General features: G+C 68.5%; 13 protein-coding genes and 1 pseudogene. 7 read left to right on the forward strand and 7 right to left on the reverse strand.

What is annotated here, in order from left to right; all coding sequences use genetic code 11:
- The first annotated feature begins 17 nt into the window (after nt 1-17).
- A complete protein-coding gene (locus tag RMN56_RS29060; protein WP_313721031.1) occupies nt 18-737 on the forward strand; it encodes a DUF4386 domain-containing protein in 720 nt (239 codons plus the stop codon).
- 146 nt (nt 738-883) lie between these two features.
- Here RMN56_RS29060 and RMN56_RS29065 read toward each other — a convergent pair whose 3' ends face one another.
- Nucleotides 884-1,303 carry a barstar family protein gene (locus tag RMN56_RS29065; RefSeq protein ID WP_313721032.1) on the reverse strand — a complete coding sequence of 140 codons (420 nt, stop codon included), beginning with the start codon at nt 1,301-1,303 and terminating at the stop codon, nt 884-886.
- A gap of 689 nt (nt 1,304-1,992) precedes the next feature.
- On the opposite strand from RMN56_RS29065, the gene RMN56_RS29070 reads away from it, so the two are divergent.
- Complete coding sequence (locus RMN56_RS29070) at nt 1,993-3,207, forward strand: low temperature requirement protein A (protein WP_313721033.1); 1,215 nt, start codon at nt 1,993-1,995, stop codon at nt 3,205-3,207.
- A 292-nt stretch (nt 3,208-3,499) separates the two neighbouring features.
- Here RMN56_RS29070 and RMN56_RS29075 read toward each other — a convergent pair whose 3' ends face one another.
- The 3 genes from RMN56_RS29075 to RMN56_RS29085 form a co-directional block, all read right to left on the reverse strand.
- Nucleotides 3,500-4,543 (reverse strand): hypothetical protein, encoded by a 1,044-nt coding sequence (locus RMN56_RS29075; protein WP_313721034.1) that lies wholly within the window; start codon nt 4,541-4,543, stop codon nt 3,500-3,502.
- Nucleotides 4,544-4,774: 231 nt separating this feature from the next.
- Nucleotides 4,775-5,734 carry a sigma-70 family RNA polymerase sigma factor gene (locus tag RMN56_RS29080; protein WP_313721035.1) on the reverse strand — a complete coding sequence of 320 codons (960 nt, stop codon included), beginning with the start codon at nt 5,732-5,734 and terminating at the stop codon, nt 4,775-4,777.
- Between the two features lie 10 nt (nt 5,735-5,744).
- On the reverse strand, nt 5,745-6,953 hold the full coding sequence (locus RMN56_RS29085) for an NAD(P)/FAD-dependent oxidoreductase (protein ID WP_313724885.1): 1,209 nt from the start codon (nt 6,951-6,953) through the stop codon (nt 5,745-5,747).
- 168 nt (nt 6,954-7,121) lie between these two features.
- Between RMN56_RS29085 and RMN56_RS32890 the strand changes: the two genes are divergently transcribed.
- Nucleotides 7,122-7,364, forward strand: a complete 243-nt coding sequence (locus tag RMN56_RS32890; RefSeq protein WP_446685809.1) for a helix-turn-helix domain-containing protein — start codon at nt 7,122-7,124, stop codon at nt 7,362-7,364.
- A gap of 221 nt (nt 7,365-7,585) precedes the next feature.
- Nucleotides 7,586-8,746, forward strand: coding sequence for an IS110 family RNA-guided transposase (locus RMN56_RS29095; RefSeq protein ID WP_313721036.1), 1,161 nt, complete (start codon nt 7,586-7,588; stop codon nt 8,744-8,746).
- Between the two features lie 950 nt (nt 8,747-9,696).
- On the opposite strand, the gene RMN56_RS29100 is transcribed toward RMN56_RS29095, so the two are convergent.
- The 3 genes from RMN56_RS29100 to RMN56_RS29110 all read right to left on the reverse strand — a co-directional run bounded on the left by RMN56_RS29100 (nt 9,697) and on the right by RMN56_RS29110 (nt 11,305).
- Nucleotides 9,697-10,047: an STAS domain-containing protein gene (locus RMN56_RS29100; protein ID WP_313721037.1), complete on the reverse strand. Its 351-nt coding sequence runs from the start codon at nt 10,045-10,047 to the stop codon at nt 9,697-9,699.
- Nucleotides 10,047-10,499: an ATP-binding protein gene (locus RMN56_RS29105; protein ID WP_313721039.1), complete on the reverse strand. Its 453-nt coding sequence runs from the start codon at nt 10,497-10,499 to the stop codon at nt 10,047-10,049. The genes RMN56_RS29100 and RMN56_RS29105 overlap by 1 nt, the downstream gene beginning before the upstream one ends.
- Nucleotides 10,500-11,026: 527 nt before the next feature.
- Complete coding sequence (locus RMN56_RS29110; RefSeq protein WP_313721040.1) at nt 11,027-11,305, reverse strand: hypothetical protein; 279 nt, start codon at nt 11,303-11,305, stop codon at nt 11,027-11,029.
- Between the two features lie 624 nt (nt 11,306-11,929).
- Between RMN56_RS29110 and RMN56_RS29115 the strand changes: the two genes are divergently transcribed.
- The 3 genes and pseudogenes from RMN56_RS29115 to RMN56_RS32800 form a co-directional block, all read left to right on the forward strand.
- Nucleotides 11,930-12,598, forward strand: coding sequence for an MmpS family transport accessory protein (locus RMN56_RS29115; RefSeq protein ID WP_313721041.1), 669 nt, complete (start codon nt 11,930-11,932; stop codon nt 12,596-12,598).
- Between the two features lie 108 nt (nt 12,599-12,706).
- Nucleotides 12,707-12,985 (forward strand): hypothetical protein, encoded by a 279-nt coding sequence (locus RMN56_RS32925; protein ID WP_512699746.1) that lies wholly within the window; start codon nt 12,707-12,709, stop codon nt 12,983-12,985.
- A gap of 250 nt (nt 12,986-13,235) precedes the next feature.
- Nucleotides 13,236-13,682: pseudogene (locus RMN56_RS32800) on the forward strand (hypothetical protein); the annotation flags it as partial.
- Nucleotides 13,683-13,736 lie beyond the last annotated feature (54 nt).

Here is a 13,736-nt window from a genome sequence, read left to right on the forward strand (position 1 = left end):
CACCGAAAGGAGTTCCGATGACCTCCTTGCGGAAGACTGCGCTTATCGCGGGCGTGCTCTACCTGGTCACCTTCGTCTCGATCCCGACGCTGTTCCTGTACGGCCCGGTGAAAGAAGCGAACTTTGTCGTCGGCCCTGGCCCGGACACTCCGGTGATGATCGGCGGCATCCTGGAGATGATCGTGGCTCTCGCCGGCATCGGCACCGCCGTCGCGCTGTACCCGGTGGTCAAGAGGCAGAACGAAGCACTGGCGTTGGGCTTCGTCGGCGTGCGGGTCCTGGAAGCCGCCACCATCTTCGGCTGCGTCGTGAGCCTCCTGTCGGTCGTGACCTTGCGGCAGGCCGGAGCCGGAGCAGATGCGTTGGTCACCGGCCAGGCGCTGGTCGCCTTCCATGACTGGGTCTTCCTCCTCGGACAGAGCTTCCTTCCGGCCGTGAACGCCCTGCTGTTGGGCACCCTGCTGTACCGGTCCCGCCTCGTGCCGCGGGGTCTTCCGCTGCTGGGCTTCGTCGGAGCGGCTCTGCTGGTGATTGCCTTCACCGCCACGTTGTTCTCCGGGGGACAGGTGTCCGCGCTGGCGGGGTTGTTCGCCATCCCGATCGCTGTGTGGGAGTTTTCGCTGGGCGTCTATCTGGTCGTCAAGGGCTTCAAGCCCTCCCCCATCTCCGCTGAAATGGAGGCTGCCGACACCCGGGCCGCCAGCCGCGTCCCCACCCTCTCTGGGCAGAGCATTTAACCGTCGACGACACGGCCGGGCCCATCAAGGGCCCGGCCGCTTCTAGCCGGAGCTGTCGCTCATCTGTGAGGCTCGCGGTGGTGGTCCTAGGTGGACTGCTGCCAGGATCGGGGCCGGTGACCGAGACTGACTCTTCACGCGACTGGCTACCGCAGCCGTCCGGCCGCCCAGGCAATGGCCGACGCGACGAATACCCTTCTCGGCCGCGCTGGATTGCAGCGGTTCCAGCCCGGCTGAACCTGCCGCGATCTTGACGTCAGGCAACGCACTCGACTCGGCACGACAGATTGCCTACCCCACATGGGCCGGCTACAGGCAGTTACGGTCACGCCGCCCGGCGGCGCGCACGATCGGCGGCATGACCGGATGCATTCCTCGTGGTAGCGCCACTCGAAGACGTAGTCATCGTCCTCGGGGGCACCCATCCCTCCGTGCAGACAGTCGTGGAGCGCGTCGAGGTTCCGGCCGAAGTACCCGCCCGGACCGTTCACAGCTTCGCCGACCACTCGCCAGAAGTCCTCCAGCGTCTGCACCCGCCTCCCGTCGATTGCATACACCGTCGTCACGCGGCAAGTGTGGGCGTCCCCCGACCGCGAGACAAGCTAACAGTCCCTCCTCACGCTCGGCGCATGGTCAAGCGATGCAGCGCGGTCAGCGGCAGATCCGGACGTAGTCGGCCCGAAGTCCGGGCGGCCGCCCGTCCGGGCACCTCAGAGGTCGCTGGTGGTCAGCTGGCCCAGACCCGGGTGCCACTCGCCGTCTGAGCGTGCCTCAGCGTGTGACCCAGCTGCGCACAGACACGGTGTCTGACCTGCGGCGACCACGCCCTGATCGCGGACGGTGCCGACTACTGGCAAGACGCCGACCCGGAGGAATGCGCCTGCCCATGCGGCGGCGAAGCCTTCCAGGTCGCCGTGGGGTTCGCCCTGCGCACCGACGGCGAGGTCCGGTGGGTCAGCGTCGGACTTCGCTGCACCCGGGATGCACCCTTGGCGTCTATACCGACTGGAAGATGGACTACTCCCCGACAGGCCACCTCCTGATCGGCGCGACATGATCTACGCCGCCCACCCGATCCCTTGACAGAAATAGGAGCGTCCACTTCGCCGGCAGCCGGCTGTCCTGCGCCGGTTGATGGTTGACACGGCGGCCTCGGTTGACGTGCGACACCCGGTCACACCGCCTGCGGCATTGTTCTGGCCCGGTTAATGTCGACTCCCGGCCTTTTTGGGCGGTGAACAATGAAAATGTAGCTATGAAAACGATCTTCCGGTCCCGGCCGATCATGACCGAGGAGACGCATCGGGCTACCTCGTTCGAGATCTTCTTCGACCTCGTGTTCGTCTTCGCCCTCACCCGGATCATCTCGTTCATGGGGCGGCCGCCCACGTTCCTCACCATGGCACAGGGGCTCGTCCTCCTGCTGCTGCTCTGGATAGCCTGGACGAACTACACCTGGTTGGGCAACCTGGTCCGCGCCGACGTCGGCTTGGTCCCCGCCGGCACGATCGTGGCGATGGCGGCCATCTTCGTCACTGCCCTAGTGATACCGAACGCCTGGCGGCACGGCAACGGAATCGTGGACGCACCTGTGATCCTGGCCTTGGCCTACATCGTGCAACGGGTACTGCACCTCGCCCTCGCCTTCCACGTAGCGGCTGGCGACCGGCAACTGCGCACCACGCTGCGCCTCTACATGACAACGGCGATCCTCGCCGGGATACCGCTCCTTCTCGGCGCCGCGTTCCACGGCACCGCGCAGACCCTGCTCTGGGCAGGTGCATTCGCCATCGAATTCAGCGGCGGCGTCATCGCCTCGGCCCTCAGCGGGTGGCGACTGCGCAGCCCCAGCCACTTCACCGAACGGCACGGCCTAGTATTGATCATCGCGCTCGGTGAGTCACTGATGTCGGTGGGAACCGGGGCCGAGTTGGCAGTGACGCGCGGGCCGGTCCTGCTCGCAGCGTTGTTCGCATTCACCAACGCGGTGTGCCTATGGCGGCTCTACTTCAAGAACACTGCGATCGTCGCCGGCCACGCACTGGAAACGGTGCCTAGCGGACAGCGCGGCCGATTAGCCACCAACGCGTACAGCCTGGCGCACTTTCCCCTGATCGCCGGTGTCATCTACACCGCGCTGGGCATCGAGCAAGTCCTCGACCACCTAGCCCACGGCCAACCCTGGCACACCACGCCGTCGTTGGACTGGGCCTCCACCGTCGCGCTGTACGGCGGGGTGATCCTCTACTGCGCCGGCCGAGTTCTGTTCCTCCGACCCACCGGCCAGGCCACCCCACGAAAGCAGATCGTCGCCACCTGCGTGGTGCTGCTGCTGCTACCCGCCGCCCGGAGCCTGCCCGCCCTGGCCGCGCTCGGACTCCTCACCGCATTTCTCGTCGCCCTGGTCTGCTACGAGCAGCTCAGTGGGAGCCCACGAAACCAGAGGGCCGGCGAGGTGACTCCCGCCTGACCCACGACCGGATGGTGAAGACCTCGGCCGGAGCCTGGCGTGACCTCACCAAAGCTGTACGCCGGGAGTCCGACCAGAGGTACGCCAAGTAGCCGCAGCATCACGGCCCGGCGGCACTGCCAAAGAGTGATGCCGGCTGAGACGACCCAGCCGGTCAAAACCCCAGCCTTGACCGACCCCGCTCCTCCATGGATGACACAGAGGGGAGCCAGATGAGTGCGTCTGATCTTGACAGTCGGCGGATGCTGGACAGCGGTGGCTCACTCGATGCGAATGACATTGCCGCTGCACCTCATACGGTCGCCTGTGCGGCCGGCTGCGCGGTTGTGGTCACGGGGTCGGCGGCTGGGCGTCGCCGGCGCAGGCTGCCGGCAAGACACAGCAGTACGCCGAGCGTTAGCCACATCGCGAGGACGATGACCGAATGGGTGGCCCCGTGGCCGTCGAAGAAGGCGGTGGATCGCAGCAGCCGGCCACCCGCACCGGGCGGCAGTAGTTGGCCGAGCGTGCCGGACCAGCCGGGCAGCATTTCGGGCGCGGTCGTGGTGCCCGACAAGGGATTGCCGATGAGCATCATGGTGGCCGCACCCAGGCCGAGCCCGGCGTATCCGAGCAGGGACTCCAGCCCGAGGATAGCCAGGGAGGTGGCCGCGACGGTCAGGGCGACCGCGCCGGTGTTCGCCCAGTAGGAGCCGGTCAGGGAGCCGAGCCAGAACTGCAGAATGGCCGCCACGGCCAGGCCGCCCGTGACGGCGAAGGCGAGCGCTCCGATGACCCGGCGGGTGGTGCCAAGGATAAGTCTCGTCAGCAGAAATGCGGCGAGCAGACCGCCCATGACCAAGGGCACGGCCCCGGCGGCCAACCCGGTGCCACGCGGGTCGTCGGTCGGCAGCGGGACAAGGTCGCGGACGGCGGCCGCCGTGCTGGCCCCGTGGGACTGCGCCTGGCTGAGCGCGGTGGCGATGCTGTTGAGAGTCTGAGCGACGGCTGGACTGCCGGCGGAGGCGAGGATGACCTGTGGTGCGCCGGAGCTTACGTCGATCGCCCCGTACACTTCGCGGTCGCGGATCAGCTGTCCGGCGGCGGCGGTATCGGCGACTTCGGTGATCTCGAAGGCGTCGGGAAGGCGCTCGTCGAGCGCGGCGCTGATCTGTCTGACCGCGGGTGCCGGCCCGGCGACGGCGACCGGCACGCCGTGCACCGACGAGCGTACCGAGGGCCAGGCGAAGGCGGTCAGGAGCACGCTGACGGCCACCGTCAGCAGGGCGACGGCCCGGGCCACCGCCGACCAGGGCGACGGCGACGCATTAGTTGCGGGTTGGGCCTGAACGACCATGTCGTCTCCTCCGAATAGGACGGCGCAGGGTGAGCGGGGTCGCCGACCCGAGGCGGGTCAGCTTTTCCGGGTTGCGGACGTAGTAGAGGCCGGTGATACGGGCGTCCTCCACGCCGACGGCGAGGGCGCCGTCGAGCCGCTGCACGCTGTCCGCATGCGGCTGGTGGCGTCCGAAGCCCGGACCGATTCATCGCAGCGCGGGTCCTGCGCCTTGCCGCGGTCGGCGTCGGGTCACCACTGGGCGATGAGCGGCTTGTCCGGTTCGTGCTGCCGCCAGGTTTCGGTGAGGCGGGCGAGGCGGGTGGGGGCGGCGATGCCGCGCACGGTTTCGATCTTGTCGTTGGTGATGTCGAACGTCACGGCGCCGACGACCTGGTCGCCGAGCACGAAGAGGATGGCGGGGGCGCCGTTGACGAGCGCGTAGTGGATGGCGGGCGTGCCGCCGGCAAGTCGCCGTTTCGCGGGTGTGGGTTTGAAGCCGGCCCGTGCGACGGCGGCGATGCGCTGCGGAGTGTCGTACTGCAGCAGCGTCTCGGTCAGGCCGCCACCGGCGCCGTCGGAGATCGCGGTCGCGTCGTCGGTGAGCAGCGCCACCAGCCGTTCGGTGCGGCCCGAGGAGGCAGCGGCGAGGAATTCCTCGACGATCCTGCGGGCGGATGCCGGGTCGACTTCGCCGCCGCGGCGGCGCGCGGCGGTGATGCGGCGCCGGCCCCGGTGGAGATGCTGCTGGCTCGCGTACTCGCTGATGACGAGGATCTCGGCGATCTCGGCGTGGCTGTAGGAGAACGCTTCGCGCAAGACGTAAACGGCCCGCTCGACGGGTGACAGGCGCTCCATGAGAGTCAGAACCGCCAGGGAGACCGATTCGCGCTGCTCGAAAGTGTCGGCCGGGCCGAGCATCGGGTCGCCGTCGAGGAGCGGCTCGGGCAGCCAGGCGCCGACGGTGCGTTCGCGGCGGGCTTGTGCCGAGCGGAGCCGGTCGAGGCACAGGTTGGTGACGACCTTGGTCAGCCATGCCTCCGGCACCTTGATCCGCTGCCGGTCGGCGGCCTGCCAGTGCAGGAACGCATCCTGCACGGCGTCTTCGGCGTCGGCGGCGGAGCCCAGCAGCCGGTACGCCAGCGAGGCCAGCCGGTTCCGGCTGGCCTCGAACCGACTGGTGCCGAAGCGATCAGTGGCGGTGCTATCCACGCGGATCAACCTAGGCGGCTACGCCGAGCGTCTTGTTGGCGGACGCATTCGGCGCGGTGGCCAGGCGGTGCTTGCGCTTGGGCAGGCCGAAGGTCGGGTGCGAGGTGGCCCACAGCGACATCTTGAGGATGCCCGACTTGATCCGCGCGGCCTTCCGGCCGCCCAGATACTTCGGCTTTGCTTGCGCTTCGTCGTCGACCGCCTGCAGGATCCCGTCCCGCCGCCCGAGGCTGATGTGGTTGCCCGGGTAGCCCAGCTTGGTGTTCGCGATCTTGCGGCCGGTCAGGCGTCCCACGATCGCCTCGATCGCCTGCCCGCCGGTGTAGCCGGCCGAAGCGCAGGACATCGGCAGCGGCCGCCCGTTGTCGCCGATGGCGTAGGCGCTGTCGCCGGCGGCGTAGACGTTCGGGTGCGAGACCGACCGCACGGTGCGATCGACGACGATCTGGCCGTTCTCGGTGACCTCCAGCCCGCTGGCGGCGGCGATGGGGCTGACCGCGAACCCGGCCGTCCACACGGTTGCGTCGGACGCCAGGGCGGTGCCGTCGGCGCAGAGCACCCGTGTCGCTTCGACGGCTTCGACGCTGGTGTGCTCCAGGACGGTGATGCCCAGCCGGTCGCAGGCCTGGCGCAGGTGGCTGCGGGCTCCGGCGGAGAGCCGGGCGCCCAGCTCGCTGCGGGCGACCAGTGTCACCGACAGGCCGGGTCGGGATTCGGCGATCTCTGTGGCGCTTTCGATGCCGGTCAACCCGTCGCCGACGACCAGCACTCTGCCGCCTTCGCCCCGCCTGCCCAGGCTGTTCAGGCGCTCGCGCAGGCGCAGCGCCGAGGACCGGGCGGCGATGTCGAAGGCATGCTCGGCCACGCCGGGGACGCCGCGGTCGTCGCCGCGGCTGCCGAGGGCGTAGACGAGCGTGTCGTAGCCGAGTTCGCCGCCGCCGCTGGCGTCGGCCACGGTGACGACCTGGCGCTCGGGGTCGACGGCGGTGACACGAGCCACGCGCAACCGAATCCCCGTGCCCGCGAAGACGGCGGCGAGCTTCGGAGCCTCGATCTCCTGGCCGGCCGCGAGCTGGTGCAGCCGCAGCCGCTGGACGAAGTCCGGCACGGCGTTGACCACGGTGACCTCGGTGTCCGCCGCGGACAGCCGGCGGGCCAGGTTCCCGGCCACGAAGGCCCCGGCATGGCCCGCGCCGAGGACGACGATGCGGTGCTTCATGTGTTGCTCCTGTCGGTTCGCTTGCTTCCGTGAGTTGAGCGGAACGGCGCCCTGATTGCTGACAGGAACTGCATGTGGCACGGGTCACCGAGCTGCAGGAGCGCCGCCCAACGATGCTCGCGACGCCGAGGCGGCGCAAATGCAGGCCGAGCTGAACGAGATGACCTGATGCCGATCACCGTCGACCTGCCCGTGCTGAAGAATGGCCGCGCCAAGGCCGTCCGCCTCACCACCCTCGCCGCACTCTGCCAGGCCCTCGACGGCCAGCCCGGCGACCTGCTGCGCTGGGAGATGAGACCGCGGACTCCGCGGGCGCGACGGCCAGGGCCACCGAGACCTGCGACGCGGGCGCCGGGCGCTGCGGCGAGCCGGTTCTCCACAAGATCAGACGTAGTACTTTCGGCTACTTAGAGACTTGGTCCAGGATCGGTGTCCGGCCAGACTCGGTCCAGGTGCCCGGCGAGACGCTCCCACATTGCGGCTGCCCACCGGTGTCATTGGTGTGGCTCTCTCATGGCCTGCGGTCTCGTCGGGCACCGCGCGAGGAGTGGCTGGAAAGGGGTTTGTTCTGCTCGAAGTAGCGGTGCCCTCCTTGCTGACAACTCCATCCAGTTCAGCCGAGGGAGGCGCCGATGAGCGTGGTCATCGGGATGGACCCGCACAAGCGTTCAGCCACCATCGAGGTCGTCGACGAACGCGGCCGGGTGGTCGCGATGGGCCGCTTTGGCACTGACAAGGCCGGCTACGCCGACATGCTCGCCGCCGGCCGCAAGCACGCCCGCCGGGTGTGGGCGGTGGAAGGCTGCAACGGCATCGGCAAACACATCGCCCACCGCCTGGTCCACGACGGTGAGAGAGTGCTCGACGTGCCCGCGAAACTGTCCGCGCAGGTGCGGGTATTCGCCACCGGCAACGGCCGCAAAACCGACCCGGTGGATGCGCACTCGGTGGCGATGGTGGCATTACGCAGCCCGAATCTGGTGCAGGTTCAGGTCGACGCGGACCTGCAGGTGATGGGCATGCTCGCCGACCGGCGTGACGAGCTGGGCCGCGCCCGCACCCAGACCATCAACCGGCTGCACCGGCTGCTGTTGGAGCTATTGCCCGGCGGGGCGAAGAAGTTCCTGTCCGCGCCACAGGCCCGCGCGTTGATCGCGACGGTCAAACCCCGTGACATCGTGGGCAAGACCAGACGCCGCCTCGCCGTCGAGCTGATCAGTGAACTTGAGGGCATCGACAAGAAGATCAAAGCCGCGGAGAAGGACCTCAAGGAGCTGGTGGCCGCCCGCGGCTCCACCCTGATGCAGCTGCACGGCATCGGCCCCTCGGGCGCAGCTCGGCTGCTGGCCGACGTCGGCGACATCAGCCGGTTCGCCGACCGGGACCGCTTCGCCTCCTGGAACGGCACCGCCCCGCTGGACGCCTCCTCCGGCGACCAGAAGCGTCACCGGCTCTCCCGCGCCGGCAACCGGCTCAACCGGACGCTGCACATCATGGCCGTGGTCCAGCTGCGCAACCGCACGCAAGGCCGCGCCTACTTCGACGCGAAGAAGGCCGCCGGAAAGACCTCCATGGAAGCCATGCGCGCCCTCAAACGGCGGCTGTCGAACGTTGTCTACGCCCGCATGGTCGAAGACCAGAAACGCGGGCAGGTGGCAGGCCCGGGAGGGCACTCGGGGACGACTCTGCAATCCAGCGTGACCGACCTGACCCCGGACATCGGCCCTTCGGACAAGCCACTTCCCGGACCCGCCACCAACCACCCTAAACCCCTGGTTCCCGCAGCGCCTTGACATAAAGGGGTGCCATGAGCGGACGTCGCCGGCCTGTGAAGCGAAGCTGCCGGTGCTGACGCTTTCGGGCGCGCCGAAGAGCTCACCGAGCGGATAGCCCTGGTCAAGGCTGTGGAACTGAGATTGATCTTCCAGGCAGCAGGACGACTCGGGACTGGCAGACAGACACACGAAGAGACGGGCACCGATCGCCGGGCCGCATCGCCGGGCCGCCCCAACCGTCGACCTGCCACCTGAGGCTGCTCAGCGCCGCCTGCGCGGGGAGGTGACCACTTCGGTGTTCTCTGGGAGGTCACGCCGGACCGCTCGCCTGTATCACCGCAGGTCAGGGACCTCCGCTCTGCCCAGCCTCGGTGAGCTCTTCGGGCACGGTGACCACTTCGCTAACCTGCGGATAGTTCCCGGCCTCCTTCGCACGAGGGATTCCTGACAAGCGCAGCCGGGTTCGGAAACCGGCGAGCGTGCGCGTCCGACTACGGATCTCGACAGCTCGCCCTTACGAGATCGGACGATGTAACAGCAAACCGGCGGTCAACGCCTCTCGATGGTGGAAGACCGGGTGCGCTGTCTCCACGACCGGGCGGGACTTGCCACCCGACCCCCCGCGGTCCCGCCCGGCCCCGGACCTGACTAGCACCATGACGCCGTCGAAGGGCATCCCATGATCGCCAAGTCGTCACCCCGGACTCCGCCACCACTGTGGCCGGCCCGCCACAATGTCGCGGCCGTGCCGCCTGCCTGGAACCAGCCAACCCAACCCCTACGGCAGCAATCGCAGCGCTCCCGCGATCGGGGGCCTCATGTCATGTTCGGCGGAATTATCCTCCTGGTCGGATGCATCGCCGTCATCGTGGCCCTCCTGGCCCGCTGACGAAGGACCACAGACCTCTACCGCCTCGCTGGCGGGCGCCAGCTGCGCCCCTGCCCGCGCCACGGGTCCGGTCGTGGGTCTACGGGACCTCGGCTCTGGCCGATCCTGGCTTGTCTGCCCCGAGCAGCGGTAGGACGCCGGTAACGATGAGGACCCGCCGGACATGGCCCGTCGGGTTGAGCAGTGTTAGGGAGCCACCCAAGCTGGCCGCGTCGCGGTGGGCCGCGATGAGCGCGCCGAGAATCGTCGAGTCGATGAACGTCAGCCCCGTCAGGTCAACATCGACCACTGGAGTCGCACGGACGGTGTCGGCCAGCAAGCCGCGTACCTCGTCCACGCTGCTGACGTCCAGCTCACCCGTCAGCGTCACCACCGTTCGGCCAGGCTGCGACTCGGCGCGCCACTGCTGCAGGTCGCCATGGCTGGACATTAGGCCACCTCCTTCGGAGTGATCGTGATGCTGACCGTGGCGGTCAGTCCCTGTGGGGTGCTGTCCAGGATTAGGTCGCCAGCTAGTAGGTGCTGGGCCAGCCAGAGGCCCCGGTTGCCGGGCCGGTTGCCACTGGGCAGCGCAGGCACAACTTCGTCCATACCTGGTCCAGGATCCGAAATCTGGCACGTCACCGAGTCGTTGCAGCGGCGCAACAGCAACTTCCCGCAGCCGCCGCCGTGACGGACGACGTTCGCCACCAGCTCGTGCACCGCCAGGACGAAGTCCTCCAAGCGCGCCCCGGTAAGCCCGGCTGCCTTGACCGCAGCAGTGACGGCGTGACGTAGCTCTGAGACCCGGTCAGCCGAGATCTGTGCGGCCAGCAAGATATCGGCGTCTACGCCCGCCGGCATGGCTTCCGGATCGTCGCCAGCGCGGGTACCGCCAGTCATCCGAGGAAGGTACACCGTCCGCTCCGCGGCACTAGCCGGGCGTCCGCAGCTTGGGGAGTTGAAGCGGAACATAGAGCCGCTCTCCCGCCACCAGCGTGAACGGCCAGCGACACCTGCTCACACGGCGTCTCGGGTTGCCATCGCTGGTCGCTCGTTGACGACGTTTGACAGTGTCTTGTGCCCCCTGTGTGCCCCACACTGTCAGGAGCGGGCGGCCCTTGGTCAGCTTGGTCCTGCGTTGGTCGGTGGGTCCGCTGACGTCCGGCATCATCCAGCCGAATCCGCCGCGTTGGCTACTTTCCGTGGCTACTCGTCAGGCTCCTCCGCTCCGATCGATGAACGATGGAGCCGCGCCGGGAGCGGCGATCCCGGCCAGCGTCGTATGGCGCCGCTCAATCAGTCCGCCAGGAGGTCCACCCTCGGGCTTGCATTTGGTACCTAGGTACAGGCTTAATCACGACCGCCCTCGTCGGCGTCCGGAATCCGTTCGTCCGATCGGCGGTCGGGCGCTGTCTGTGAGTCGACGGTCAGTTCCGGGGCGCGAACAGCATGCGCGCCAGCACGAGCATCATCGCCGTGAAGCCGCCGACCAGGGCGAGCCACGACCACGCCCAGCCGACGGTGAAGCCCAGCACCGCTAACGCCGCGATGGCGATCAGCCAGAGTGTGAGGGTGTAGAGGCCGAACCGGGCGGCGGCGGCCGCGTCATTCGTGAAACGGTCACCGACCTCGTGGTGGGATGCGTGTTGTTGGAGCACCCGCGGCTTGTGGCGGTTGGTCTGTGTGACACCGAGGTAGGTCAACACGACGGCAGAGGCCACGACGGCGAGCGCGCCGCCGATCAGCCAGGGCAGCTTAGCGAGGCGACCGGGAGTTGCTCGAAGGCCCGGACCTGATCCGCCCCATGGACAAGGAGACCACTTCTGCAGCGGACCCAGGCACCTCCAAGCAGGGCTGATATTCAAACGCATATCGGCTACGCGTCGGTTCGGTCTTGGACGACCGCCGCCTGACAGTGGTTGGGTTTCAGTGCTCGACTGCCCGACAGGCAAAGAATGGAGGCGCGTAGGCGTGCACACACCTCAGGTCGACCCGCCGGGGCCTCCTCTGGACGGCATCGGCGCCAGTCAGACCAGGGTGACCGGATGGCCCGCGCCGGCGGCCGCGACGGCGGGTCGGGTGAGGAGCACTACAGGGAGCGGCTCTGCGAGATCGGCTGGGCTGGGCCGTCCGGATGGCGAATCACGTTGGCGCGCAGACCATGCTCGTGGTTCCCCGTCTCACGGCTCGTCACACGGGGGATGTTCGAGGGTCAGTGCGACTTGGCGGCCGAACTCGCCGATGTTGCAGACAGGGTCGCGAGCACGTCGGCCCCCCGAGACGCGTTGGGGAGCAACTCCCATTGGCGCCACTTCAACGAGGAGACATGCATGAGCCAGATCGACCCGGACGCGCCCTGGGTACCCCCGGACCCGCCCCAGGCCACCGCGGATGGGTCGACGCCACCCGTTCCGGCCGGTGACCTGCCGGCCCTGCCGCCAGCCGAAGCGCCCACCCGGCCGCCACGCTTCGGGGACGACCGGCGCACCACCATGCTTCTCGCCGCCTTCGCGGCGGTCGCGCTGCTGGTCTGCGGCGGACTCGCCGTCACGAGCCTCGCGCTCAGCCTGCCCGACCAGCCGTATCGCCACGACGCGGTGAGCCAGCCGCAGACCCCGGACGGGCCGGCCGAGTCTGACACCGACGAGACCCCGGTGGAACCGACACCGGATCGCAGCCCGACCCGGAGGCCTGCGTCGACTCCCTCCAACGGGCCTGGCCGGTTCGCCATCGCCTATGCCGTGACCGGGCAAGGGCCGGCCGACATCCAGTACCGCGACGCCGACGGCTACCTGATCGAGCTCGAGGCAGTGCCTCTGCCCTGGCGCCGTACCATCCACACCGACCAGCCTGGTCTGATGTACATACAGGCCGCCAAGGCCTTCGATAAGGGCGAACGGACGATTACCTGCGCTGTGGTGGTCGACGGCCGGCGGGTGACCGAAACGGTCGGCCCCGGTGGCTGGCGGTGCAGCGTCGGCTCTCTCGCCGGTGAGTAAGCGAGCCCACCGCCGACCCCTGCAGAGTGCCGGTACTCGTCGGACCGGTCGAGGCCACCGCGCTCGGCCACCTGGACCGCCTACCGCAGCCACCTGCGGCTGCACATCCTGCCCGTCCTCGGCCCACTACCCCTGGTCGACATCCGCCGCCAGCACATCAAGGCCCTCGCCGTTGCCCGCGGCAAACGCCTGGCACCCCGATCCGTCACCGACGTGATCATGGTCGTATCGATGATCCTCCAAGAGGCGGTCGAAGACCGCCGGATCCCCTTCAAGCCCTGCCGAGGAATCCGCATCCCCAAAGGCATCCGCGCCGAACGACCCCACGCCACCGCCGACCAAGTCGCCGCCATCGTCACCCGCCAGCCCGCCCCACCGACGGCCTGATGATCCTCACCGCCGCCTACACCGGCATGCGATGAGGCGAACTCGCCGGCCTGCACCGAGACAACCTCGGCCTCACCGCCGGCAGCATCTATGTCCACCCTGACACCGGCGCACTCCACGAAGTCGAAGGCAAGCTCTACCTCGGCCCACCCATAACCAACGACTCCGTCCGCCACATCCGCCTACCCGCTTCCTCACCCACCTCCTCGCCACCCACCTCGCCGAACACTCCCATGACACCGTCTTCCCCGGCGCCCGCGGCTACCACCAACGCCGCTCCAACTTCAACCGCCGCCCCTGGACCCCCGCCGCAGGCAACGCGAAACAAGGAATCCCGCCGATCCTGCCCGGCATGCACTTCCACGACCTGCGCCACACCCACAAGACCTGGCCCATCGAAGACGGCATCCCCGAAATCGCCCAAGCCCGCCGCCTCAGACACCGCCTCGCCGGCGTAAGAGGCATCTACAGCCACGTCACCGAACCCATGATCACCAACCTGGTCGATGCGCTACAGCGACGATGGGCAACCACTGACACCACACACCCCGACACAGTCGTCCGCCAACTGCGCCCAGTCGCCAGACAAGTCAGACCACGGACTGCGGTCGCACACACGCTCACCGGCGCTGACCGTGCTGGCCGCGGCCGCTCCTCCGTCGCACGCCACGGCACCCGGCGAGTGACAAACGCGTAGTTCGATCGCTGTCGCCGGTGGCGGTGGGTCACCAGGGCTTCAGCGCGTGGCTGA

Origin of the sequence: Micromonospora halotolerans (assembly GCF_032108445.1) — a bacterium.
Lineage (GTDB): Bacteria > Actinomycetota > Actinomycetes > Mycobacteriales > Micromonosporaceae > Micromonospora > Micromonospora halotolerans.